This window comes from Arthrobacter sp. ok909 (assembly GCF_900104405.1).
GTDB classification, from domain to species: domain Bacteria; phylum Actinomycetota; class Actinomycetes; order Actinomycetales; family Micrococcaceae; genus Arthrobacter; species Arthrobacter humicola.
On record NZ_FNJS01000013.1, the window covers coordinates 74,579 to 98,155 of the forward strand.

Genomic DNA, 23,577 nt, shown 5'->3' on the forward strand with positions numbered 1-23,577 from the left:
AGATTCTTCTCAATAGAAATACCAATTGCCTCTCATTTGAGAGTGAAACCAGAAAGATCGGGGGTGGGTAGAGCCGACTCCGAGACCTTCAGGACTGCCGCAAGCGCAGGGGACTGGTCATCCTTGCGCCAGGTCAGCGTTGCGAACATATGGCTGGGGTTAATGTCGACGAGTTCCCGGTAGACGATTCCGACCGACTGCGCCGGCGTCACGGAACTCAGGGTGATGGTGATGCCCGCCCCGGCAGCGACAAGGGCAAGCGCGGTCGCCGAGTCGGGCGATACCTGTACCACCCGTGGCCGGAACCCAGCAGTGATGCAGAGGGCAAACATGGTCGCCTGGAGAATGGATCCGGTGTCAGAGGGAAGGCTGACAAAGTCCTCGTCGTGAAGGTCCGCCAGCGAAAGATTGGGCTGATTGGCTCGTGGATGCCCCTCCGGCAGTGCACACAAAATCTGCTCCACTTCGACGACGCGCGATTCGAGCTCCGGGTGCGGCGTAGGAAGACGAGCGAAAGCAAGATCCAGCGAGCCCTCAAGGAGCTTGTCCAGCGCCGTATATACGTAGGTCTGCGATTCCAGCTGCAACTCAATTCCGGGATGCGACTCCCGCACCGCCCGGGTCAGTAGAGGAAGGGCGCGCTGGCTCGAGGCGCCGGCGAAGGCGATCCGCACCCGACCCTGGTCTCCGGCGGCGATCGATTCAGCGAGATTCTGGACCGCGACAACCTGGCTGAGCACCTTTCGTGCCGGAACCAGCAACCTTGAGCCTGCATCAGTCAGCGCAACGCTGCGCGTGCTTCGCTCGAACAGCTGGAGGCCGAGACTTTGTTCGAGCTGCTTGATGCGCGCACTAAGCGGCGGCTGGGACATGTGCAGCTTCGCGGCCGCCCTGCCGAAATGTAGTTCTTCGGCGACAACGGCGAAAGCCTCAAGATCCTTTATATCCACAACTCCGTGCTCCCTGATTCGATTATTCTGTTCTCTGGATCAGATTAGCCCCAATTAGTATGAAAGTCAGGTCCTATCCCGGTCTCTTTGGACGGATACTAGAGAGCGTGTGTTGCGCCGAAGCAACAGCGTTCCGCTCATGCCGACGTGTGCGGAGGAAGGAAAATCTCATGGTCGAACGTCTTCTGGTTACCGGCGGAGCGTCAGGAATCGGACACGCAATCGCACTGCACGGACTCGAGCAGGGATGGGAGGTCGTAATCCTCGACAGGCAGCACGCAAGCGTGGGTCGCTCGATTATCGCGGACCTCTCCGACGTCGAGAGCACGGCGGAAGCGCTGGAAACGGTCCTGTCGGAGGGTCCCATTACACGCCTGGTCAATAACGTTGGCGCTGTTTTCCCGGCCCCGCTCCGGGAACAGACTCTGGGCCAACTTGATCAATCACACGCACTAAACCTCCGATGTGCCGTGCAGTGCACCCAAAGTGTCCTCGACGGCATGACAGAAGCTGGATTCGGTCGCATCGTCAACATGTCCTCCCGCGCCGCTTTAGGCAAGGAACTGCGCACCGCCTACGCCGCCGCTAAGGCCGGCCTTATCGGCCTGACCCGGACATGGGCTCTGGAACTCGGAGGCGCCGGGATTACGGTCAACGCGATCGGGCCTGGACCCATCGCCACCGAGTTGTTCATGAACGCAAATCCGGAAGACTCGCCGCAGACCAAAGCCATCATTTCGTCCGTTCCCGTCGGCAGGCTCGGCCAGCCCGATGACATCGCCAACGCTGCCGGTTTCTTCCTCGACGAGCGATCCGGGTTCGTCACGGGCCAGACGCTATACGTCTGTGGCGGACTCACGGTCGGATCGAATCCCATGTGAGGACAACTAAGACCCTGTGAATACACTGTCCGGGGCATCCTTGGCCCGCCAGCAGGGTGGCCAATTTGCAGGTAGGCGATGCTCCGGGCCCGGTTCCGGGCGAAACTCTAGCGAAGATCGACGCTGCCGAGCGTAACGGCACGCACCGCGAAGAATGTACAAACCTCATTGCCCAAGGAGGCGCAATTGACTGGTAGTGAAAAGTCGTTTCGAACCACAGACGGTGTTCGCCTTGTCTATGACGATCACGGCTCCGGCCTCGCTGTTCTGCTCGTGCATGGGTTCACATGCAGAGCTGCGCACTGGGCGTTCCAGCGTGAGGCGCTCGTCGCTGCAGGCTACCGAACGCTAGCCCTTGACTTGAGATTCCATGGCCGTTCAGATTCACCGGCCGGCGGTCAACGCGTGTCCCGGCTGGGGAAAGACATCGCGGAATGGATCGAGCATCTAGAACTTGACGATGTGGCCCTGCTCGGACATTCGTTGGGAGTCTCCGTTTGTCTCGCCTACTTTGATCTATTCGGCACGGACCGCGTAAGAGCGTTCGCAGCCATTGACCAGTCTCCGAAACTCGTGAACGACGAGACATGGGCCTGGGGCGTAAGGTCCGTCGAATGGGCCAATGTCTGGGACGCCGTAAACGGCCGATTTCAATGGGGTAACCCGGCCCTGGAGCCAGCCATGCCGCCTCACGTCGGGAAACTCCTTGCCGAGGTCGGCAGCCCCTCTGATTTCGCCGTCGGGGCAGTCCTTCAGTTGCTCGCGGACCATTTCACTGCCGACTGGCGTGACGTTGTTCCGGCTGTCAATGCTCCAGCCTGGGTAGCCACAGGCCGCTACTCGCCATCATTTCCGCTTGAAGGTATGGATTGGTTTGCTCGGACTCTGCCGGACTCATCCCTGTCCGTGTTTGAAAACAGTGGACACTGCCCTCACTGGAACGAACCCGCGGAGTTCAATCGGGAACTCCTCGCTTTTCTCGGGCGGGCTCTGGGGTAGAGGTGAGTCCAGGGCCTCACTGGCCTCAAAAAGTCTCCCCGGGCCCCTCACGGGAAGGCAGCGTGGAGGTCCCGCGGTCGTTAATCCAGGAAAGCCCCCTCGATGAGGGGGCTTTCCCGGTCTTGGCGGAAATTCTTCAGCGCAGGAACAGGCGCCGGAGCGCTCAGATCCATTTTGGTGCGGCCGGAACAGTGCCGCTGGATCCTGCAGGCGCGGTGGCGGTGACGCCGCCGTGGCCGCGTCCTGCGGCCCATTCGACGACGGCCGCGAGGGGTCCGGAGACCACGGTCGGGGACGCGGATGCGGTGTCCCCGAGGGTGAGGTCGCGGTCCGTGACTTTGACGACGAGGTCCTTGTCGGTGCCGCGGGTGTGCCAGGCGCCGGTGATGTCTTTCAGGAGCCGCTCCAGGACGGGGGCCGGGATGTCGGCGAAACGGGCCCCGTTGTCCAGGTCGACGGCGTGGATCCAGACTTCGCGGCTGCGCATCCAGACGGTTTCCGTGGCGGGGACTTCGCGGCCCTGGATGGTGCGGACTTTGTGGTGCCAGGCGTCCTCGGGCAGGTCCCGCCATTCGACGTTCAGGTGCACGGCGGAGTGGTCGAAGAGGTGCCGCAGCGCGATCGGGGACAGGGTGGCGCCGAAGTTGATCTCGTGGTCCCGGACCTCGGTGGAGGCATACATCGGGGTTTCCACGCCGGTGGCCGCCCACTCGACCAGCCGGGCGATGGCCCGGGCGTTGTAGCCGATGTGCGCGGTGATGTGGCGTCGGGTCCAGCCTGGCAGCAGCGACTCTCCGTCGAGCTCCGCGTCGCTCAGTTCGTTGAGCTTGCGGGCGAAGAACGCGGTGCCCCGCCGCGCCTGCAGGAGTTCTTCCTGCAGGCACGGATCGGTGGTTTGGTCGTGGCGGGCGACCATCAGGCTTCCTTGATGACGCGGTTCTTCAGCTGTCCCAGTCCCTCGATGGTGGTGACCAGGAGCTGGCCTTCCTGCAGGTAGCGCTTCGGGTCCTGGGCATGGCCCACCCCGCCAGGGGTGCCGGTGGCGATGACGTCGCCGGGGTTCAGCGTGATGATGGTGGAGATGTAGGAGACCAGGTATTCGGGGGTGAACACGAGGTCCCCGGTCGGGGTGCTCTGCTGGATCTCGCCGTCGACCGCGGAGGTCATCAGCGGCCCGGCGGTGAACTCGTCCTTGGTGACCAGGGCGGGGCCGAACGGGGTGGACTTCTCCCACGTCTTGCCCTGCAGCCACTGGATGGTGCGGAACTGGTAGTCGCGCATGGAGACGTCGTTCAGGACGGCGTAGCCGGCGATGTGGGCCGGGGCGTCGGCTTCGCTGATCCGGCGGCCCTTCTTGCCGATCACGACGGCGAGCTCGGCTTCCCAGTCCACGGCGTCGGATTCCTGCGGGAGGGCCAGGTCATCGTTGGGGCCGATCAGGGATTCGGCGTACTTGGCGAACAGGGTCGGGAACTCGGGGACTTCCCGGCCCATTTCCTTGATGTGGTTGCGGTAGTTGTGGCCCACGCAGATGATCTTCCCGGGGGAGGGGACCACTGCATCCAGGTCCGCGCCCTCGGCCGGGTGCGTGGCACCGGCCGCGGCCTTCGCCGTGGCCTCCCAGTCCGGGGTACGGAGGAGCTCTCCGACGTCGGCGAAGCCGTCGATCTCGGTCAGGGTGTCGCCGTCCTGGCGAACAGCCTTAGTTACTGTCTTGTCTCCAACGGAAGTGCGGAGGGTGAGGAGTCTCATTACTTGGTGCGTCCTTCGATGTAGGTGCGGTTGAAGTTCAGCCGTTCGAAAATGGGGGCGTCGCTGAAACGGAAGAGATCGAATTCCGTCTCCGCCTGCAGTGACCAGGAGGCCCAGGACGGGACGACGAAGAGGTCGCCCTTGGCCAGGTTCCTGGTTTCGCCGTTGAGGACCACGGAGCCGGTCCCTTCGAAGACCTGCCAGACGCTGGAGCCGACCTCGCGGACCGTTTCCGTCGTGGCGCCGGCGCGGAGCCGGTGGAATTCGGCCCGGATGGTCGGCATGACGTCCCCGCCGGTGGTGGGGTTGGTGTAGCGCACCGCGGCGTGGCCCTGGGACACGGTGGCCGGGTGGCCCTCGTCCTCGAGCAGCAGCTGCTCGGCCAGGGCGCGGTCGGTGTATTCCCAGCGGTAGGCCGCGATCGGGGAGCTCGTGGTGTCATCGAGCCCGGAGAGCGGGCGCAGCCCGGGGTGGGCCCAGAGGCGTTCGGAGCGGGAGATGTCCGGGGTGGCCTCGTCGGTGACGCGCTCGGTGCCGAACTCGAAGAACCCGGCGTCGGCGTAGTGCACGAACGGGATGTCCAGCCCGTCGATCCAGGCCATCGGCTCATCGGTGTCGTTGTGGTGGCCGTGGAAGTTCCAGCCCGGCGTCAGCAGGAAATCCCCGCGGGACATCCGCACCGGGTCCCCGTTCACCACGGTCCAGACCCCTTCGCCCTCGACGACGAAGCGGAACGCGTTCTGCGAGTGGCGGTGTTCCGGGGCGGTCTCGCGGGCACCGAGGTACTGGATCGCGGCCCACAGCGTCGGGGTCGCGTACGGGGTGTTCCCCAGGCCCGGGTTCGCCAGGGCGATGGCCCGGCGTTCCCCGCCCCGGCCCACCGGCACCAGGTCCCCGGCACGGGCGGCCAGCGGGTACAGATCGCTCCACCGCCACACATGCGGCACCGCCTTCGGGGACGGGACCATCGGCATCAAATCCGCGATCTCGGTCCACAGCGGGACCAGGTTCTCGCGGTCAAAATCCCGGTACAACTCCTGCAGCTGGGCGGCTTCTTCGGGCGTCGGCTCCGGAGCAGTATGCCCCGCGGCCACAGATTCATGAGTCGTGTTCTCGATCATGGCAGTCTTCCTATTGTGCGTGGGCGCCGGCGGCAGCCAGGCGTTCGGCGATGTCGGCGCGGAGGTCCTTCTTGTTGATCTTGCCGACCTTGGTGGTGGGCAACTCGTCGAGGACCACGAGTCGCTCAGGGATTTTGAAAGCAGCCACACCGGTCTTGCGCAGCAGCTCTTGGATTTGTTCAAGGGTGACTTCGCGTCCGGGTTTGACCGTGATGTAGAGGCAAAGCCGCTCACCGAGCATCGGATCCGGCATCGCGACTGCGGCCGCCATGGTCACGTCTTCAAGACGGTAGACCAGGCTTTCGATTTCCTCGGCCGAGATCTTCTCCCCGCCTCGGTTGATCATGTCCTTGTCGCGGCCCTGGACGATCAGGTTGCCGTCAGGACGCCGCTCGACAATGTCTCCGCTGGCATACCAGCCATCCGGAGTGAACGCCCGGGCATTGGCTTCGGGGGCGCGGTAATAGCCCCTCGGGGTGTAGGGTCCGCGGGTCAGGATGGATCCGGGAACCCCGTCCGGCAGGTCCTCGCCGGCTTCATCGACGATCCGGACCTCGTCGGCCTCGGATACTGGGCGTCCCTGCGTCGTGCAGATGACATCCTCGGGGTCATCCAGCCGGGTGGTGTTGATGAGACCCTCAGCCATGCCGAAGACCTGCTGCAATGTGGCGCCCAGGATCGGCTTCACCTTCCGGGCAATTTCGTCCGGCAGCCGTGAACCACCGACTTGAAGCACCTGGAGGCTGGCCAGCTGCTTAGTGCCGGTTTCCTGCTGATACTCGATCCATCGCTGGGCCACGGCAGGGACAGCCGTTGAGAGTGTAACTTTCTCACGTTCGATGGCGGCGAAAGCCTTGCGTGGTTCGGGGCTCGGCAGCATGACCACGCGGCCGCCCGCGAAAAGAATACCGAGAATACCCGGGCAGGCCAGCGGGAAGTTGTGGCTGGCCGGCAGCGTGCCGAGGTAGACAGTGTCCTCGGTGACTCCCGTGGGAACCGACGTGGTTTTGACGTTATAGGCGTAGTCGTTGTGGGTCCTGGTGATGAGTTTGGGCAGCCCGGTGGTTCCCCCCGAGAGCAGAAACAAGGCCGGCGAGTCGGGCGACGGCGCAGCAGCGTCCAGCCTCGCGCGGGCGCCCGAAACGTCCTTGCCTGGTGCCAGAATTTCCTCGAGACGTACGTTAAGGGGGTGCGCTGCACCGCAAACGAGGATGATTTCCAGCGAAGGAATGCTTGACGCAAGTTCTTCGGCCATCGCCTGGTGGTCAAAGTCCTTGATCACGTCCGGTACAGCGATGGCCCTTGATTCGGAGAGCTCTGTGAGGAACGACAGTTCATATTGCCGGTGTGCCGGCAGAGCCATCACCGGGATGATGCCGGCACGGAAACACGCAAGGGTCAGAACCGTGAACTGCCAGCCGTTGGGCAACTGGACCATGATGCGGTCGTCCGCTTTCAGGCCCAACTGCAGCAGGCGTTCCGCGGCCGCATCCATTCTGTTGGCCAACTCGGCGAAGCTGAGCCGGACGTCACCGTCTACTATTGCGATTTTTTCCGGCAGCCGGTCGGCCGTTTCGAGGATGTAGGCGCCGAGGGGGCGGTCTTCCCAGTAGCCCTTGTTGCGGAATTCTGCCGCAAGGTCCGCCGGCCAGGGGATGGTTCCCTCACTGGTGTGGCTGGTCATTTCATGTCCTCCTCGACATTGATAACTACTGCATCAAGGGCCACGAGCCCGTCATGGGTCAGGCGCAGGGGGTTGATTTCGATTTCTGCAATTGCGTCATTGGAAACAAGCGCATCGCCGAGCCTGACCAGCAGGGCCGCCAACTCCTCCGTCTCCAGCATCGGCCCGGAACGGAAACCGTACAAGAGCTCGCGCGCTTGCAGGTCACCGGGCATGCCCTCCGCCACACGGACGGAAAGGGGAGCGGAGCGGATGGAAATATCGGCGAAGACTTCCGCAGTGGTGCCACCGAGACCCAGAACGGCGATCGGTCCGAAGACCGGATCACGGCGGACGCCAACCACGAGGTCGACGCCGGACGGGGCCATGGCTTCGACCAGGAATTCGCGGGCGCCGGCCGCTTCAAGACCGTCCAGCGCCCGGTCCATGGCCCCGGGGGAGTTCACCCCCAGGTGCACACCGCCGATCTCGGTCTTGTGCAAAATAGCGGCGTCGAGCAGCTTGACCGCAACCGGACCGCCCAGCTCGGCGAGAGCGTCGTGAGCCGCGGCGCGGGTGCTGCAGCTTCGCCGGGCAGGTGTGGCGATGCCGAGTGCGCCAAGGAGTTCCTTGGCGCGGTTCTCGTCCCAGGGCCCTTCCAATGCCGGCCAGGTGAAGGCTCCAGCAGGTGCTTCGGCGCGTTGGAATTGTCCCCGGGCGTCGTTGACCAGAGCCGTAATGCCGTGGGCCAGAGAGGTCGGTCCGCTGATCAGTGGCAGGTCGTGCTGGCGGGCTGACTTCCGGGCACGTTCAAGGTCGCCGCCAGGTCCGTCGACGCCGATCAGGAACGGCATTGTGTTAGCCGCCCCGGAATTGGCGACGGCGAGAGGAAGGTCGGCGACGGGTTCGGTCAGGCCGTACACGGCGACTACATCGATGGCCGGGTCGGAGGCCACTGCGGCCACGACCTTTTCGTACCCCGGACCGGGGCGGCCGGTGTCCACGGGGTTGGCCTGGAAGGTCAACGGTGGCAGCAGCGTGCTGATGGTGTCCTGGCTGGCCTGTGCCAAGCGCGGCAGCATCACGCCGGCGCTGTGGAGGGCATCGGCGATCAACAATCCGGGGCCTGCCTGCCCCGTGATGAGTCCGACTCCGGGGTCGGCCCCCGGCGCAAGCCTACGCCCTGCCAAGGCGGTGACAGCGGCAACCAGCTGGTTCTCGTCGTCGACGATCACGGCACCGGCTTGCTTCAGGACCGCCCGTGTGGTGCGCCAGGATGTGGCCAGGGCGCCCGTGTGGGACTGGGCGAACTCCGAGACGTCATTTCGCCCGACAACCAAAGCCACGACCGGTTTGACGGCACTGAGGCGTGAAACGGCGTCAATGAGCGCTGGTCCGTCGGCGACGGTTTCCAGGTGCAGGGCAACCGCTTTGGTTTGTTCATCGGAGATCAGGTAGTCGAGGACATCGGGTGCGCTGATGTCGGTCCCCGCGCCGATGCCGACGGCGAGGCTGACGCCCGCTCCGGCGCGCTGCAGGTGGAATGCCAGGACGTGGTTGACTCCGCCGCTTGCCGCCACCACGGCCACCGAACCCGGTTCCAGTTCTGCGACGCCAGGTACGAAGCTGGCGCGCAGGTTGCGGCGAGGCACGAAAAAGCCGGACGTGTTCGGGCCGAGCAGCCGAATGCGGGTGTCGCGGACCGCGGCCTCCACCTGGTGGGCGAACTCGATGCCGGGACCGCCGGCTTCGGCAAACCCCCCGGCGCAGACAAGGGCAGCCTTGGCGCCGTTCGCTGCACTGTCGCGCAGTGCCTGGGCGGTGGCTGCGGCAGGTACGCAGAGCACCGCCAGATCGGGGCCCCCCGGAATTGCGCTTGCGGCGTCGGCGATGCTGGTGTGCATGCCGTTTTCACCGCGGCTGTTGACGAGTTCAACAGGAGCCGGGTAGTTGGACAGCGACTGCGCCATAACGGCGCCGAGCTTCTCCGGACTGGACGAGGCGCCCACGACGATGATGCCGCGGGGTGCGAATAGTGGAGTGAGACTATGCATTGGTTGCCTCCCTGCCTTCCACTACAATGGCGTCTGCCCGGCCGGAGAGCACCAGAGTCAGAGCCGACACCGGTCCCCGGCCATCGACGATGACGCTAGTCAGGCCGCGGCCCAGGCGGGCTTCCTCTGAGAGGAGGATCCGCGTGAACGGATTGCCGCCCTGGATCACGACGGCTGCGGCGCTGGACGGCAGTTGGTCGAAAGCGGCGTCAAGTCCGTCTTCGGTATCCGGCGCGGTGAGCAGTAGTCCCGTGTTGGCGTCGGCGTCCGCCGGGTCGGTGGTCAGGGCAATGCTGCCGGCGGGGCCGGTCAACGCCGGCTGACCGTTCCGGTGTGTGAGGGAAAGCAGGCGTCCGCTGAATTCGACGGATCCTGCCGGAAGAGGTGTTTCCAGCGGCGTGCTTCCGTGCCTGTCCAGCCAGTCCTGTTCTGCGGATTCAACCAGGCCGGGATCCCGCTGGCGGATCTTGTCGATGTCGATGCTGCGGGAAAAGAAGTGGAAGGTGAACTGGGTGGGGTCGAAGGAGTTGTAGTACCGGGCGAAGTGTTCCCACCAGCTCAGTCCACCCCGCGCCTGGTTCTGGATCTTGGCGACCTGGGGCTGGCGTTCGGCCTCGTAGTTTGTGAAGGCCAGTTCGAGGTCGTCCTGGTGCGCAGCGACTTCTCGAACCAGTGTGATGGCGTCTTCCATGGCCATCTTGGTGCCGGAGCCGACGGAGAAGTGGGCGGTGTGCACGGCGTCGCCGAGCAGGACGACGTTGCCCTTGTGCCAAGTGCGGGTGCGGCGGGTGCGGAAATTCGCCCATCGGGAGTTGTTGGCCACGAGGGGCTGTCCCGCGATGTCTTCGGCGAAAAGCTTTTCGAGGAAGCGCTGGGTCTTCAGGTCGGAGGGGCCCGGAGGCTGGCTGGCGTCGAATTCGTCGAGGCCGGCCTTCCGCCACGTCGTTTCGTCAGTTTCGACGATGAAGGTGCTCAAGTCGTCGCTGATCGGGTAGCCATGGACTGCGAAGTTGCCGAATTCACTCTGTCGGTGGACGAAGGTGAGGCCATTGAACTTGTAGGTGGTCCCGAACCAAATGAACTTGGCTGTTGCGGTCTCTGCGGTGTGGCCCAGGCTCTCACCGAGCTGTTCGCGTGTCGACGAGTTGGCACCGTCGGCGCCGACGATCAGGTCGAATTCCTCGAGCTGGGACAGGTCGGGAACATACTGGCCAAAGCGCATGTCGACGCCGACTTCTGCGGCCCGGTCCTGCATGAGCTTCAGGAGGGTCTTGCGGTAGATAGCAGCCATGCCGTTGCCGGCGAAGGACTTCTGTTCGCCTTTGAGCCAGACCTCGATGTCCTCCCAATGCGTTCCGAAGTCCCGGAGGCCGTTGCGAACAACGGGATCGGCGTCGTTGATGCGATTCAGCGTTGCGTCGGAGAAGACCACGCCAAAGCCAAAGGCGTCCGTCGCCTGGTTCCGTTCGAAGAGCACGACGTCGGCGTCGGGAACGGTCTGCTTGAACAGGGTTGAGAAGAACAGTCCGCCGGGACCGCCGCCAATGCAGGCTACGCGAAGTGCCATCGATGCCACCTTCTAGAGTTTGGGAAGTCAGTGAGAGAGGTCTCACTAAAATTATGTAACCATTCTACGCTGTGCGTCAACCATTTGTTACATGTAGTTTTCGATGACTGCCCGGACGGACCTTCCGATGACTTCCTCGACGAACGTCCGCGCCTGTGGTCCCGGTTGTTCGCGGGCCCGGCTCAAGAGGTTCAACGCAGCAGGGCCCAGCCGCGAGGCCGGGGCCGACTCCGGCGTCTGGTAAAGGACCATGGTCCGTAAGTCTTTGCCAGGCTGTTCCGTGAGTAGCTGGCAGTCTGATGCTGTGGGCCGGCCGGGTCATAGCCTTCCGGACAATCAGGGCGGCGCTACCGGGAAACCGGTTGCACATGACGTTGGCCGAGGCCCGGGACTCCCCGGTCTTGCAGTTGTTTTCGGAGGCGAAGCTGTAGCCTCTTCACGCGGCCGGCTCAGGCTGCCGGCGCAGGCCCTTCCGGAATTCCGTCGTGGTAGCGCACGGTGTTTCGTTTGAATACCTCTGCATAGATGGAGGATCGGGCCGAGGCCACGCCTTCCCGTTTCTGGAGGTCAGACAGCAGCAGCCCAAGGTCCTCCAGTGCGGTTACCGCCACCTGTGCCACAAGTTGCTCGCCGGAGGCAGCGGCCCAGCGCGTGACAGGGAGGCTGGCCACGTATTCCCCCAGCGAGCGTGTCGATGCGCCTTCGCAGGTGATCGTGATCAGGGATTCGACGGGAAAGCCCAGGGCTGCCAGGTCCACAACGGCCCTGATGAACAAGATTCCGGAACTGGTCATCGCATCCAGACGCCGGCTGACGGTTGCCTTGGAGACGGACAGTTCAGAAGCGAGTTCATCCAAGGTCGCCCTGCCATTGCCGTGCAGCAGCATGGCCAGCATCCGGCTGGTGTCATCGAGCGGTGGATGGTCGGTCGCCGGACCGGCTAGGCGGCCGTCCTCATCGGAGTGGAGCGCTGCGTACTGTTGTTTGCTGAGAACATCCGGCGTCCAGCCGGAGGGTGTGCGGAAGTAGTCGAACAGCGGCATCATGGTGAACGATTGGATGCCGTCCACCGTCGCGAGACGGTGGTAAAGCAGCTCTGCGAGTTCATCGGGAGCGAGGAAGATTCCCGCCACTGCCTCGTTCGCCCCTGATAGGGCGCTGACCCACGAGGGCTCGTCCTGGTCGGCGAGCCACGAACAGACCTGGCGCAGCTCTCTGGGAGCCGCCTTCACGCGAAGCAGGAACTCGGCGCGAGAACTGACTGCTGCGGGGTTGATGAAGGCGTTGATGCGTACGGCACCGGATTCGAGCAGTTTGTTGCCGCGGCGTGCCACGGTCCGTTCCTGTTGGCCCAGGACCTCGGCGATCAGCCGCCACGGGGCGCGGCCATTGCGAACTAGTGCGGCCATGATCTGCCGATCGAGCGAATCAAGCTGCTCCATGTCCGGTTCCTTCACTGCTGATTTTTCGTCTTGGACACCGGCTTGGGTGGGTATCTGAAGTGCGCGGGGCGGCCAGGCTGTCCGGACGCCCCGCGCCGTCTCAGTTCCGGCCCAGATAGGCTAGCACTCCGGAAAGCGCCGCACCTGTTCCTCCGACAACGGCGGCGTGTGCCTCCGGCGCGAAGAACGGCGAATGGTTGCCGGCCGGCGAAGTGCCGCCCTCGAAGAGTTCCGAAGCGAAGGCGCCAAAGGCCCAGTAGACACCGGGAACGCCGATGGCGTCGCTGAGCAGGCCCGCATCTTCGGAAGCCATCCCGAGCGGGGCTTCGGTCAGTGCGTCCGTGCCGAAGTCCGCAGTGAACGCTTCGATGATGCGGCGGGTGGCTGCCGGATCGTTGTAGCACCGGGGGAAGGTGTTCAGTTCAGTGATGGTGGGTTCGGGGGCTGCCGAGGCAGCGGCTTCGGCGGAGATGACCCGACGGATTGCTGCGAGCACGGTTGCGCGGGTGTCTTCGTCCGGGGTCCGGACGTTGATGGATAACTCCGCAGACTCCGGGATGATATTTTCCTTCAGGCCGGCGTGGAAGGTCCCGACAGTGACAACGGCCGGCGTCGACGGTGCCAGCTCGCGCGAGACGATGGTCTGGAGCCGAAGGACCATGGCAGAAGCGGCAACGATTGGATCGACGGATTTCTCGGGCTGCGAGCCGTGTGCCTGCTTGCCGTGGACGGTGATCTTCCAGGAGTCTGCGAGTGTGGCCATGTGCCCGTCCCGGATGAAGAGATTGCCCTTGCCCGCGGGCAAGACGTGTTGGGCCAGCACCACCTCGGGTTTGGGCGCCCGGTGCCACAGGCCGTCGTTGATCATCGCCGTCGCCCCGTACGCTGTCTCCTCGCCGGGCTGGAAGATCAGGACCAGGGTTCCCGCCCACAGCTCGCTGCGTTCTGTGAGGAGGGCAGCAAGCGCGAGTGCGGCAGTGATGTGGGTGTCGTGCCCGCAGCCGTGCATTACCGGGACGGTGGCACCGTCCGGCTGCATGCCCGTGGCCTCGCTGGAGTAGTCCAGGCCGGTCTGTTCGGCGATGGGCAGGCCGTCGGTGTCGGCCCTGAAGCCGACGACGGGTCCGTCGCCGTTCTTCAGGACACCCACCACACCAGTGACTCCGCAGCGGAAGGATTCAATCCCCAGGCCCGCCAGGTGGGCTTCGATGTAGGCGGCAGTCTCGAATTCCTGGGCAGAGAGCTCGGGGTGGGCGTGAAGGTGCTTGTAGACTCCGACGTATTCGTCCACAAATGATTCGGGAACCTCTATCGCGGCGGTCAGGCGTACGCCCGTGGTGGTGGTCATTTCTAGTTCCCTTTCAGCGGGTGGGTTCGGAGATGTGTGCGGGGGGACTTGCCACACCGGGCGTTGCGGCAGGACCGGACGGCGGGGTTTTGGACCGCGCAAACCAGGAGACGGCGATGGTGATGATCACGGCCAGCGCCGTGGCATAGTAGGTCAGCGCCGGCACGAGCGGAACTACAACGAAAACGATGAGGGCGGCGACGACAACGGCCACGATGGTGGTGCGGCGGCTCTTCAGGGCCATCACGCTCTGCAGGACGACGGCACCGAAGACCGCGGGCAAAATGTAGCCGCGGGCCGTGGCGATAAGCGGTGCGGGGAGCGTTCCCACCAGCCAGGTTCCCAAGACGCCCACAAAGAGGATTAGGGTGGCGATGTGGATCAGCACCGCGCCGATAATGGCGCTGCCGGCGATGAGTTCTGCCCGGCGGGTGCCCGGCCTCTCACCAAGGTTTGCCTGGGCAACAACGGCCGCGGGGAGGAGCTTGTTAGCAATGTTGCCGATCAGGAACGCCTGGTACATGGCTGAGCGCCCCAGGATCGGGAAGTACGAGATTGGCTCAATGACGGCGATGACGCCGAAGGTTGCCAGCACGGCACCGACGGCGGTCATGAGCTCCACCGCCGTGATGCCCATGCCGGAGCCGAAAGCGGCGTAGAGGGCAGCACTCAGGGAGATGAGCAGCCCAAGCCCCAGTGTGATGGGGCCCCAGATGGAGGTGGTGCGGTCAAATGCTGCAAGTCCTGCGGATGTGTCAGCGGAAGTCGTTGTGGACATCAGAATGGCTCCTTTCAGGTGGTTTTCAGGCTGCGGTCATGAAAAATGCGGCTGCGAGGGCCACGATGATGGCGATTCCCAGTCCCCACTCGCGCAGCCAGGGACGCCGCAGCTTGTGGGCCAGCAGGATGCAGACTCCCATCGCCGCCGCTGACACGATCATCGTGACCAGATGCGCGGGGGACTTGACCACTTCGGTGAAGGCGAGAGTGAAGAACGCGCCCAGCAGCGCCGCCGTCGGGACGATGGCCATCACCGCGGGATTAACTTTGCGGAGCGTGGCATCGCCCTTGCTCAGGATAGGCGTGAGGATCAGAGCGGAGAGCATCCAGGCGAGGCCGCCGATGGTCATGGCGGCGAACGCGAGGGCGAAAATCTTCTGGGTGTAGGTGGGCCCGCCCAACTGAGCATGCTGGGTGCCTGCCGAAATTCCGGCGGCGGCGACGTCGAAGGCAGCCGAACCCACCAGCCCGACGCGGGTGAGCACCGCCGGTGTTCCGAAAAGCGGGAGTAGCGAAACCGCAATCAGCGCCACAGCGAGGGACGGCCCGATTGCCGCGACAGCTCCGGAGCGGACTGAACTGGTGACCTGCGCAGGCGTCAGCCCGGCGGCCGGCGCTGCTTTCCGGATGGCCCTGAAATAAATGACGGACTGGAGGATGACCACGGCGAAGACGCCTGCGGCGCAGGCCCAGAGGACCGGATGCTGGATGAGGGTGGTTATCTCTGTGGAACTGGGATCGACAACTGCAACAGCCACGTTGGCTCCCTTGCAAAGTGTGAGGAACACCCACGAACAGGGGTGTCTAAAAGATGGACTAAACGAACAGATTGTGCCGTTATGTTTCATTTGTACAGCACTGAATGTCCATAAGTACATACTTTGTCGATGTCTGGCGTGTATCAGCCGCGTCGCATGAACGTAAATTGTTCAGGGCTCTGTCGCCGCCCCGGTTGAGTCGGTGCCGGATGGTATTGCCGGAGGACGCCGGAATCGGGTTGACTCCGGCCGGGGAGGCGAAGGCTGCTTCGGAGCGGATCCGTCCGTGGTGGGACCACACGGTAAGGCAAATGGCGCACGTCCGGGCCGGGTCGTTGACCCGGAGCCGGGCGGTCAGCGCATTCACGGCCCTGGTGCGCCCGGTGGTCATGGATTTCCGCGCGGTGACCAGGGCCTGCAGGACCGCGCGCACTCCTTCGTTCAGCCGCGGCCGGCGCAGTTGCTGCTCATCCAGGGGCAGAGCGGCTGCGGCGATCCGGTGCGCGTCCAGCGGATCGGATTTGCCGGCCCCGTGCCGGGCATCCATGCGCGCGGCTTCAGCGACCTGGTAGCCGGCCACGCCGACTGCACAGGCCAGCAGGGCGCCGTAGGAACGGCGCCCTCGATCACCCAAAACGTGGCCAAGTCAGCGCCGGTCCGGCCCAGACTAGCTGAAACCGAATGCTCCCATACGACGTTTTTTGCACCGACAATAGGCAGGAGCGGCTGCGGGCGCTTCCTGCACGTCGCAGTACCCGACGCACGCTATATGCGGGCGGCGATCTTGTGGCGGGATTCAACCTCGCCGCTGCCTGCGCTCGTGCCAATGCGCCCCACCCGCTTCGTGGACAGTACTCGCTTGGATAGTGTCGGCGACTGATTGACTCAGCAACTCTGACGTCTAGAGCCGCCAAGTCTCTAGCCGCCCGACCCTACGGGTATAGAAGCATCCAGCGGCGGTTGCAGCGCTCCTCCTTGCGGTGGAAAGTCCGCGAGCAGCCTGGACTAGGATGTCGAATGGCAGGCCGCTCAAGGACGGTCTCCCGGCTCCCTGCGCGTGGTGAACCACCCCTCGTGATCCACCTGATCCACGTCAGGCGGTCACCGGGTACGAAGCCTCGGCGCCCGGCTTATGCCACAACCTCCTGGCCTTGCCCGACGGGCTGGCCGATGATGCCGGATACGAACTCCGTGGCCGCAGGGCCGAGCTGGCGGTGCACTGCACCGAAGAGGCTGAACGCTTCGCTGCTCGGCCAGCCCTGGGGCTGTAGTTCACGGGGTAGGTAGGGGTCCCGGAACGGGAAGCGACGGAAGTCCCCGATGATACGCATCCGTTCGATGAGCGCCGTTCGCCCGTCTTTGCCCGCATTCAGGGTCTCGTCATTGAGTGCGGCATAGGTGCCAATGAACTGCCGATAGTCCGCGCCGAGCTGCTCAAGATCCCAGCATCGCGCGGCAAGGTCCCTGTCCTCGTCAAGTTCGCCCGTCCCGCACCAGAGGGCATCCACTTTTGCCAGCGGATATTCCGCGGCGAGCTCGCGGACCTCGGACATGAGGTCGTGGGGACTCAGCCACGTTGACGGGGACAGCTGGCCGAAGCCATGCCACGCGAGTTGTTTTCGGAGCTGTTCGCGGACGGCCCGTTCGGATTCCGGCACCTGGTAGATGGCCATGGTCCAGCGTCCCTCCCAGCTCTGGTCCCGGCGTCGGAAGATGCGTTCGCGTCCTTCGTCAAGGATTTCCAGCATGTGGGGAGTGAGGGAGTACACCGTTTCCCGCCCGACGCGCCGGGTGGTGAACCAGTCCTCCTTGCGCAGGCGCGACATGTTGACGCGGACCGTGGCCGCCTCAATATCAAAGACGGCCAGGAGTTCGGTGATGTCAGCAAGCCGGACCTCGTTCCCGGCGTACCGGAGGTAGTCCCCAAAAAGATCCAGGATCAGGGCTCTGGGCTTCCACTGCATAATGCTTCTCCAATACTTGCGTGCCCGGGCGGCTGTTATTCGCAGAACATGCAACAAGTCTGTTGACGAACAACATATTTATGTTACATTCAGTTGTGGGTCAGATCACAGCCGAACGGCCCCTCATCTCTGGCACAGTCACAACGTCGTGTATATCACCTGGAGTCCCCAATGGCTTTTCAATCGCCTGCCTCACTTCCGGTTCGCCCTCGCAAATCGGCAGCCGCTGTCATCTTTCTCTGTTTCCTGGCCATCGTTTTCGACGGATACGATCTGGTTGTCTACGGTGCAATCGTTCCCAAACTTCTTGCGTACGAACCTTGGGGCCTGACTCCGGTGCAGACCGGCGCGATCGGCAGCTACGCGTTGGCCGGGATGTTCATGGGCGCCATCCTCATCGGGTACCTCACGGACATCGTCGGGCGGCGGAAGGTCATGATGGTTTCCATTGCAGCCTTCTCACTGCTCATGCTGCTGACGGCCTGGGCACCGACTCCCGAGCTCTTCGGTCTGTTCCGCTTCCTGGCAGGCCTTGGCCTGGGCGGTGTCATCCCTACGGCCATCGCACTGACAGTGGAGTTCTCAAAGTCGAACCGGCGCAACTTCAATAACGCCCTTATGTTCTCCGGATACGCTGTTGGCGGGATCCTCGCCGCCCTGGTCGCCCTCGCCTTCCTGCCCGCACTCGGATTCCGGGGGATGCTGGCCCTCGGCGGCGTTCCACTCGTTGCCGTGTTGCCTCTGCTATTCAAGTTCCTTCCCGAGTCCCCAGCTTTCCTCGCTGTCAAGGGTGACCGGGCCCAGGCGGACCGCATCATCGCCGACTACGGACTGGAACCGCTTCCCGAAACACCCGTAGACCGCGGCGCGCCGGTGGCCGGCCGTTTTCGCACCCTGCTGACCGGGCGCCTGCTCGGGGCGATGGTCCTCTTCTGCCTGGCTGGTGTCTGTGGCCAGACGCTCGTGTACGGGCTCAACACCTGGCTGCCGCAGCTCATGGTCATCGCCAAGTACTCGCTGGCCTCTTCGCTGACATTCCTTCTCACGGTCAACATCGGCGCCGTCGTGGGTGTGCTCGTGTCCTCCCGTCTGGCTGACCGATTCGGACCCCGCCCGGTGACCGCAACGGCTTTCGCCAGTTCCGGCATAGCGCTCGTTCTCATGGGGACCAGCCTCATGCCACTTCCGGTCATGTATCTGCTTGTCGCGGTGGTCGGTTTCGGGTCAGTGGGAGCGCAGATCCTAGTGAACGGCTTCGTTGCAACTTACTTCTCAGGCGCAACGCGTGCCACGGCCCTAGGCATCACGCTCGGGATCGGGCGGATCGGCGCGGTCCTGGCTATCTCGGGCGGCGGCGTCCTGGTAGCGGCCTCACTGGGCAACTTCATCAACTTCTCCGTCTGGGCTATAGCAGCAGCAATCGGCGTAGTCGCCGTGCTGTCGGTGCCGCGGCTTCTCGCCGAGGCAACCACCAGCCCGGACGTCGAGGCCGTTCGGCCGACAATATCCAACACCGCCATACCGCACTGAGACGAGCCTCGTTGTCCCGGTTGAGGCCGCCGCCGGTGGAATCCGGGCATCAAGAATTCCTGCAGGCATAGCGCCGGCACATCAGCGCAGCCCGGCAACATCATCAAAAAGAAACCAAGGAGAACAGAGTGCAAACGCAACTCATCATCGACAACCAGCCCCGGAGCGCCCGCGAAGGCAAGACGTTCGAGCGGCGAAACCCGGTTTCGGGCGCTCTCGTGACCGAAAGCGCGGCAGCAAATGTAGACGACGCTCTCGATGCGGTTGAGTCGGCGTCAAAGGCCTTCAGTTCGTGGTCCACAACCGGCCCTACCGAGCGACGGGCCGTGATGCTGAAAGCAGCAGAAATCATGGAGCGACGGGGCCCCGAGTTCATCGAAACGATGATGTCAGAAGTGGGTGCAGCACAGCTCTGGGCCGGGTTCAATGTGTTCCTCACCGCGCAGCTGTTCCGTGAAGCGGCGGGGCTCGCTACTCAGATTCAGGGTGAGACGCTCCCCACGGATAAGCCCGGTACGCTCTCCATGACTGTCCGGCAGCCCGCCGGAGTTGTTCTCAGCATGGCTCCCTGGAATGGGGCAGGCGTGCTGGCGGCCCGGGCCATTGCCTACCCCATCGTCTGCGGCAACACGGTGGTCTTCCGCGCTTCAGAAACCAGTCCGAAGACCCATGCGATCATTGCGGAAGTCCTGCACGAGGCGGGACTTCCTGCCGGCGTTCTGAACTTCCTGACAAGCACCCCGGAGGACTCCGACCGGGTCGTCGAATCCATTATCGCGCACCCGGCGGTTCGGCGGATCAACTTCACCGGCTCTACGGCAGTCGGGCGCATCATTGCGGAAAAGGCCGCCCGCTACCTCAAGCCGGTACTGCTCGAGCTCGGCGGGAAGGCGCCTTTCGTCGTCCTCGACGACGCCGATATTGACGGCGCCGTCAATGCGGCCGTCTTCGGCTCCTTCCTCTACCAGGGCCAGATCTGCATGTCGACCGAACGTTTCGTCGTTGACGACAGCGTGGCCGACGAGTTCGTCTCCAAGTTCGCAGCACGGGCGGCGCAGCTAAGCGCCGGCGATCCGCTGGCCGATGACGCCTGCATCGTCGGTCCGATGATCCGCGAAGAGTCGGGTGCCCGCATCAACGGTCTCATCGATGATGCACTCGCCAAGGGAGCTGAACTTATCGTCGGTGACCGTGCCGACGGTGCCTCGATGCCTGCCACGATCATCGACAAAGTGCGGCCCGAGATGTCCATCTACGACCAGGAAACCTTCGGCCCCATCACCACGGTTGTCCGCGTTTCCGGCGTCGAAGAGGCGGTCCAGGTGGCCAATGACACTGAATATGGACTCGCCGCCGCCGTTTTTGGGGCAGACAGCACCAGGGCCTTGCAGGTTGCCATGCGCATCCAGGCCGGACACGTGCACGTCAACGGGGCAACCGTTCAGAACGAGGCTCAGGCTCCTTACGGCGGCATGAAAAACAGTGGCTACGGCCGGTTCGATGGCCGGGCCGTCATCAACGAGTTCACTGATCTCAAGTGGATCACGGTGGAGCAGTCCGACCAGCAATACCCGTTCTGAACCAAGAGGCCGAGGCATCCGAAAAGGAGAGACATGACAATGCAGGTAACCGCAGCGGTAGCTAGGGAACCGCGGCAACCGCTCACGATTGAAGAGCTTGAACTGGACGATCTGCGCCCGAACGAAGTACTTGTAAGAATGGTGGCCTCGGGCGTGTGTCACACCGATGCCATCGTCCGTGACCAGGTCTATCCCACACCATTGCCCGCGGTCCTCGGACACGAGGGCGCCGGAGTAGTGGAGCGGATCGGGGATTCAGTCACCACGGTACAGCCTGGTGACCACGTACTGCTGGCGGCCGCCTATTGCGGCAAGTGCGACCGCTGCCGGTCCGGGCAGATGGCCTATTGCGAGAACCTCTTCGCTGCGGACTTCGGCGGGCGGAGGCCTGACGGAACCACTGCGCTGAGCAAAGACGGGGAAGTGATTTCCTCCCACTTCTTCGGCCAGTCGTCATTCGCAACGTACGCCAACGTCGTCGAGGAAAGCGTCGTCCGGGTCGATCCCGACGTCTCCCTCGAGGTCGTTGCGCCGCTCGGGTGCGGCATCCAGACGGGAGCCGGTGCGGTCCTCAACGAACTCAAGCCCGCCCTGAACAGCACGCTCGTGGTTATCGGTACCGGCGCTGTAGGTTCCGGGGCCATCATGGCAGGCGCGATCGCAGGGTGCGCCCGCATCATCGCCGTCGACATCCACACGTCCCGGCTCGACCTCGCAAAGGAACTTGGAGCGACGGACGTCATCAACACAAAGAACGGTGACCTGACGGAAGAAATCCTCCGTTTGACGGACGGACGCGGCGCCGACTACGTAGTCGACACCACAGCCCGGCCCGAGTTGCTCCGCAAAGCGGCCGATGCTCTCGCCCTCAGGGGCACCCTGGCGCTGGTCGGCGCTGCCGCTCCCGGAACGGAGGTCTCCTTCGAGATCGGACTTTCACTGGTTAAGGGATGGACGTTCAAAACCGTGATTCAGGGAAGCTCCGTACCCCAGGTATTCATTCCCAAGCTCATCCAGTTGTGGAAGGAAGGTCGGTTCCCCATGGACAAGCTGATGCGCAACTACAGCCTGGGGGAGATCAACCAAGGCTTCGAAGACTCCGCCAACGGCACCGTCATCAAGCCCGTCATCGTTTACTAGCCAGCACCTGGTCTCCATGTGACGCCTTGGCGCTCATTACTGCATACGGAAGAGGACGACGGCGGGATGCTTCCCGCCGTCGTCCTCTTATGTTTGGTTTTTGATGCCTATCGGTGTCCGGGTTATTTGGTGACCTGAAGTCCGGTGTCCCAGTTGAAGTCGGCGAACTCCGGGTTGGCCTGCATGGTCATGAGGACGAACTGGAAGCCTTCGAGTTCCCGGGAACGCTTGAGCGGTCCGACGACGAGGGGGCGCATGCCGCCGGCGCTGACCAGGCTGCTGACCGCTGCGGTGGCGTCGGCGTTGTCGCCGGCGATGAAGACGTCCAGCGGCTGTCCGCCGGACTCGCCGGCGACCAGGGTGCCGGCGAAGGTGGTGTTGAACGCCTTGACGACGTTGGCGCCGGCGGGGGCAAGGTGTGCGATTTCTTCGGCGGCGGAGGTGCCGGGTTCAACGACCAGGGAATCGAAGGTCTCGAAGTTTACCGGGTTGGTGATGTCCACGATGGTCTTGCCGGTCAGGGCCTCGCCGTACGTGCTGACCACGGACTTGGCGGCGTCGAAGGGGACGGCCAGGACCACGATGGCGCCCTGGGGGGCGTCGGCGGTGGTGCCGAAGGTGACGCCGGTGCCCAGTTCGGCGGCCAGCTCCTTGGCCCTGGTGGCGTCCTGTCCGAGGATTTCGACGGTCAGGCCGCCGGCCAGGGCGCGGGTTGCGATGCCGCGGGCCATGTTGCCGTTGCCGATGATGGTGAGGTTCGTCATGGGAGTCTTCTTTCCGAATATGCGGGCCAGGAGGGTGTTCATCAGAGTCTGTTCTCTCGGGGGAGTGATGATTGAAGCTACAACTAAATATAGGCCGTGAAAGTTGAAGCGTCAAGTATTTTTCTGAACAGAATTTGATATTTGCTTTTAACGGCCACGCGACGGGCGGGCATGGTCAAGTGAGTTCTCCCCGGGCTTTGGTGCGGGGATTAGTAGATGCGGAGGCCGGGCTGGCGCTTATGACGGGCGCCGGGCCGCATCCATGGCATCTTGAGCGAGCAGTTCGCTGGTGCGCATGATGGCCGCGCGCCTGCGTTCTCCGTCCGGCGTCCCGGTGATTACGAGGGGGACATTCGGGCTCGAGACCCAGGCGTGGCACAGCGTGACAATGGTCAACAGGAGATCCTCCGCCGCCGGCTCGCTCAATGCCGGAAGGGCATCCCGGAGTTCGGTCACCTTGTTTGCCGAGCGGAGTGCGCGGGTCTCGGCTCCTACCGGATGCCCCTGCTCAAGCCCCTCCCAGAAGGTGAGGCGTGCGAGACTGGGGCGGCTCCTGGAAAAATCAAAGTACCGCCCCGCGAAATCTCCGATCGCAACAGGACCCGAGCCGACGATCGGGAGGTCATCCAGGGCGGTGACGAGTTCGCGGGTCAGTGCCGCTTCGAAGAGTCCGGCCTTGCCGCCAAAGTAGAAGTAAATCCTCTCCCGGTTGCACCCCGAGATCTGCGAAATCTGGTGGATGCGCGCACCGGAGAAGCCCCGTTCGGAGAACTCGGTGATTGCGGCATCGAGGATCTTCTTCTGCGTCGCGTCAGTGTCCCAGGCCATGGGTCCCATCATATCTCCAACCGTTCGTTTGCTTTTACGAAACGCCGGGCAGTAGCATCAATTCCAACCAGACGTTTGGAGATTGAGTGGAACACGAAGGCAAAGCGCTAGCGGCCGATGAAACGGATGCGCATCATCACCGAACCGTCGGTATGGCATCCGTCCATGTAAGGGCTGCTATCACTTGGGTGGCGATCTTTCCGCTGGCCGCAGTAGGGATGAGTATTTTGGCCGCATTGGCGCCGGAGTGGCCTCCGGTCCTGCGCGCTTTCACGCTCACACTTGTGGTCGTTCCCATTGCCGTCTACTTCGCTGTTCCCCGCTTTCTCCTGCTCCAGACGAAGCTGGGCCAAGCTGCGACGCGCACTCAGGCGCGGCACAGTGCGAAACGCAATTCGCGGGTTCGCAACCCACGCCGGGGTGCAGGATCATCCCGGCCACGATGATGAGGAGTCT

Annotated in this window: 20 protein-coding genes and 1 pseudogene; 5 read left to right on the top strand and 16 right to left on the bottom strand. The window is 63.7% G+C overall.

The window, feature by feature from the left end; genetic code table 11:
* Positions 1-32 precede the first annotated feature (32 nt).
* A complete protein-coding gene (locus BLR03_RS12350; RefSeq protein ID WP_091252948.1) occupies positions 33-950 on the bottom strand; it encodes a LysR substrate-binding domain-containing protein in 918 nt (305 codons plus the stop codon).
* A 170-nt stretch (positions 951-1,120) separates the two neighbouring features.
* Between BLR03_RS12350 and BLR03_RS12355 the strand changes: the two genes are divergently transcribed.
* Together BLR03_RS12355 and BLR03_RS12360 are read left to right on the top strand one after the other, a co-directional pair.
* Positions 1,121-1,831, top strand: a complete 711-nt coding sequence (locus BLR03_RS12355; RefSeq protein WP_091252950.1) for an SDR family oxidoreductase — start codon at positions 1,121-1,123, stop codon at positions 1,829-1,831.
* A gap of 186 nt (positions 1,832-2,017) precedes the next feature.
* The gene (locus BLR03_RS12360) at positions 2,018-2,830 is read left to right on the top strand and encodes an alpha/beta fold hydrolase (RefSeq protein WP_175460520.1); all 813 of its coding nucleotides are present in this window, start codon (positions 2,018-2,020) and stop codon (positions 2,828-2,830) included.
* 163 nt (positions 2,831-2,993) lie between these two features.
* Here BLR03_RS12360 and BLR03_RS12365 read toward each other — a convergent pair whose 3' ends face one another.
* From BLR03_RS12365 to BLR03_RS12420, 13 genes and pseudogenes are all read right to left on the bottom strand, one after another.
* A complete protein-coding gene (locus tag BLR03_RS12365) occupies positions 2,994-3,746 on the bottom strand; it encodes a maleylpyruvate isomerase family mycothiol-dependent enzyme (RefSeq protein ID WP_091252954.1) in 753 nt (250 codons plus the stop codon).
* The gene (locus BLR03_RS12370) at positions 3,746-4,582 is read right to left on the bottom strand and encodes a fumarylacetoacetate hydrolase family protein (protein ID WP_091252955.1); all 837 of its coding nucleotides are present in this window, start codon (positions 4,580-4,582) and stop codon (positions 3,746-3,748) included. Before BLR03_RS12370 ends, BLR03_RS12365 begins: the two co-directional genes overlap by 1 nt.
* Positions 4,582-5,703, bottom strand: a complete 1,122-nt coding sequence (locus BLR03_RS12375) for a cupin domain-containing protein (protein ID WP_091252957.1) — start codon at positions 5,701-5,703, stop codon at positions 4,582-4,584. Before BLR03_RS12375 ends, BLR03_RS12370 begins: the two co-directional genes overlap by 1 nt.
* Positions 5,704-5,713: 10 nt before the next feature.
* Positions 5,714-7,387: a (2,3-dihydroxybenzoyl)adenylate synthase gene (locus BLR03_RS12380; RefSeq protein WP_091252959.1), complete on the bottom strand. Its 1,674-nt coding sequence runs from the start codon at positions 7,385-7,387 to the stop codon at positions 5,714-5,716.
* Entirely contained in the window at positions 7,384-9,420 is a 2,037-nt protein-coding gene (locus BLR03_RS12385; RefSeq protein WP_091252961.1) for an acetate--CoA ligase family protein, read from the bottom strand. The genes BLR03_RS12380 and BLR03_RS12385 overlap by 4 nt, the downstream gene beginning before the upstream one ends.
* Positions 9,413-10,987, bottom strand: coding sequence for an FAD-dependent monooxygenase (locus BLR03_RS12390; RefSeq protein WP_091252963.1), 1,575 nt, complete (start codon positions 10,985-10,987; stop codon positions 9,413-9,415). The genes BLR03_RS12385 and BLR03_RS12390 overlap by 8 nt, the downstream gene beginning before the upstream one ends.
* 87 nt (positions 10,988-11,074) lie before the next feature.
* The gene (locus tag BLR03_RS24415) at positions 11,075-11,239 is read right to left on the bottom strand and encodes a hypothetical protein (protein WP_175460521.1); all 165 of its coding nucleotides are present in this window, start codon (positions 11,237-11,239) and stop codon (positions 11,075-11,077) included.
* Between the two features lie 197 nt (positions 11,240-11,436).
* Complete coding sequence (locus BLR03_RS12395; protein ID WP_091252965.1) at positions 11,437-12,429, bottom strand: Lrp/AsnC family transcriptional regulator; 993 nt, start codon at positions 12,427-12,429, stop codon at positions 11,437-11,439.
* A 100-nt stretch (positions 12,430-12,529) separates the two neighbouring features.
* Positions 12,530-13,777 carry an amidohydrolase gene (locus BLR03_RS12400; RefSeq protein ID WP_091252966.1) on the bottom strand — a complete coding sequence of 416 codons (1,248 nt, stop codon included), beginning with the start codon at positions 13,775-13,777 and terminating at the stop codon, positions 12,530-12,532.
* A 13-nt stretch (positions 13,778-13,790) separates the two neighbouring features.
* Entirely contained in the window at positions 13,791-14,555 is a 765-nt protein-coding gene (locus tag BLR03_RS12405) for a hypothetical protein (protein ID WP_091252968.1), read from the bottom strand.
* Between the two features lie 25 nt (positions 14,556-14,580).
* Entirely contained in the window at positions 14,581-15,315 is a 735-nt protein-coding gene (locus BLR03_RS12410) for a DUF5058 family protein (RefSeq protein WP_254788447.1), read from the bottom strand.
* 166 nt (positions 15,316-15,481) lie between these two features.
* Positions 15,482-15,975, bottom strand: a pseudogene (locus tag BLR03_RS12415) (transposase); the annotation flags it as partial.
* Positions 15,976-16,445: 470 nt separating this feature from the next.
* Positions 16,446-17,279 carry a PaaX family transcriptional regulator gene (locus tag BLR03_RS12420; RefSeq protein ID WP_091252971.1) on the bottom strand — a complete coding sequence of 278 codons (834 nt, stop codon included), beginning with the start codon at positions 17,277-17,279 and terminating at the stop codon, positions 16,446-16,448.
* A gap of 171 nt (positions 17,280-17,450) precedes the next feature.
* On the opposite strand from BLR03_RS12420, the gene BLR03_RS12425 reads away from it, so the two are divergent.
* From BLR03_RS12425 to BLR03_RS12435, 3 genes are all read left to right on the top strand, one after another.
* Complete coding sequence (locus BLR03_RS12425; protein ID WP_091252972.1) at positions 17,451-18,809, top strand: MFS transporter; 1,359 nt, start codon at positions 17,451-17,453, stop codon at positions 18,807-18,809.
* Positions 18,810-18,937: 128 nt separating this feature from the next.
* Positions 18,938-20,389: an aldehyde dehydrogenase gene (locus BLR03_RS12430; RefSeq protein WP_091252974.1), complete on the top strand. Its 1,452-nt coding sequence runs from the start codon at positions 18,938-18,940 to the stop codon at positions 20,387-20,389.
* 33 nt (positions 20,390-20,422) lie between these two features.
* Positions 20,423-21,529 carry an NAD(P)-dependent alcohol dehydrogenase gene (locus BLR03_RS12435; RefSeq protein WP_254788448.1) on the top strand — a complete coding sequence of 369 codons (1,107 nt, stop codon included), beginning with the start codon at positions 20,423-20,425 and terminating at the stop codon, positions 21,527-21,529.
* A gap of 122 nt (positions 21,530-21,651) precedes the next feature.
* Here BLR03_RS12435 and BLR03_RS12440 read toward each other — a convergent pair whose 3' ends face one another.
* Positions 21,652-22,293: an NADPH-dependent F420 reductase gene (locus tag BLR03_RS12440; RefSeq protein ID WP_091253031.1), complete on the bottom strand. Its 642-nt coding sequence runs from the start codon at positions 22,291-22,293 to the stop codon at positions 21,652-21,654.
* Between the two features lie 237 nt (positions 22,294-22,530).
* Positions 22,531-23,121 (bottom strand): TetR/AcrR family transcriptional regulator, encoded by a 591-nt coding sequence (locus BLR03_RS12445; RefSeq protein WP_175460522.1) that lies wholly within the window; start codon positions 23,119-23,121, stop codon positions 22,531-22,533.
* Between the last annotated feature and the right edge of the window lie 456 nt (positions 23,122-23,577).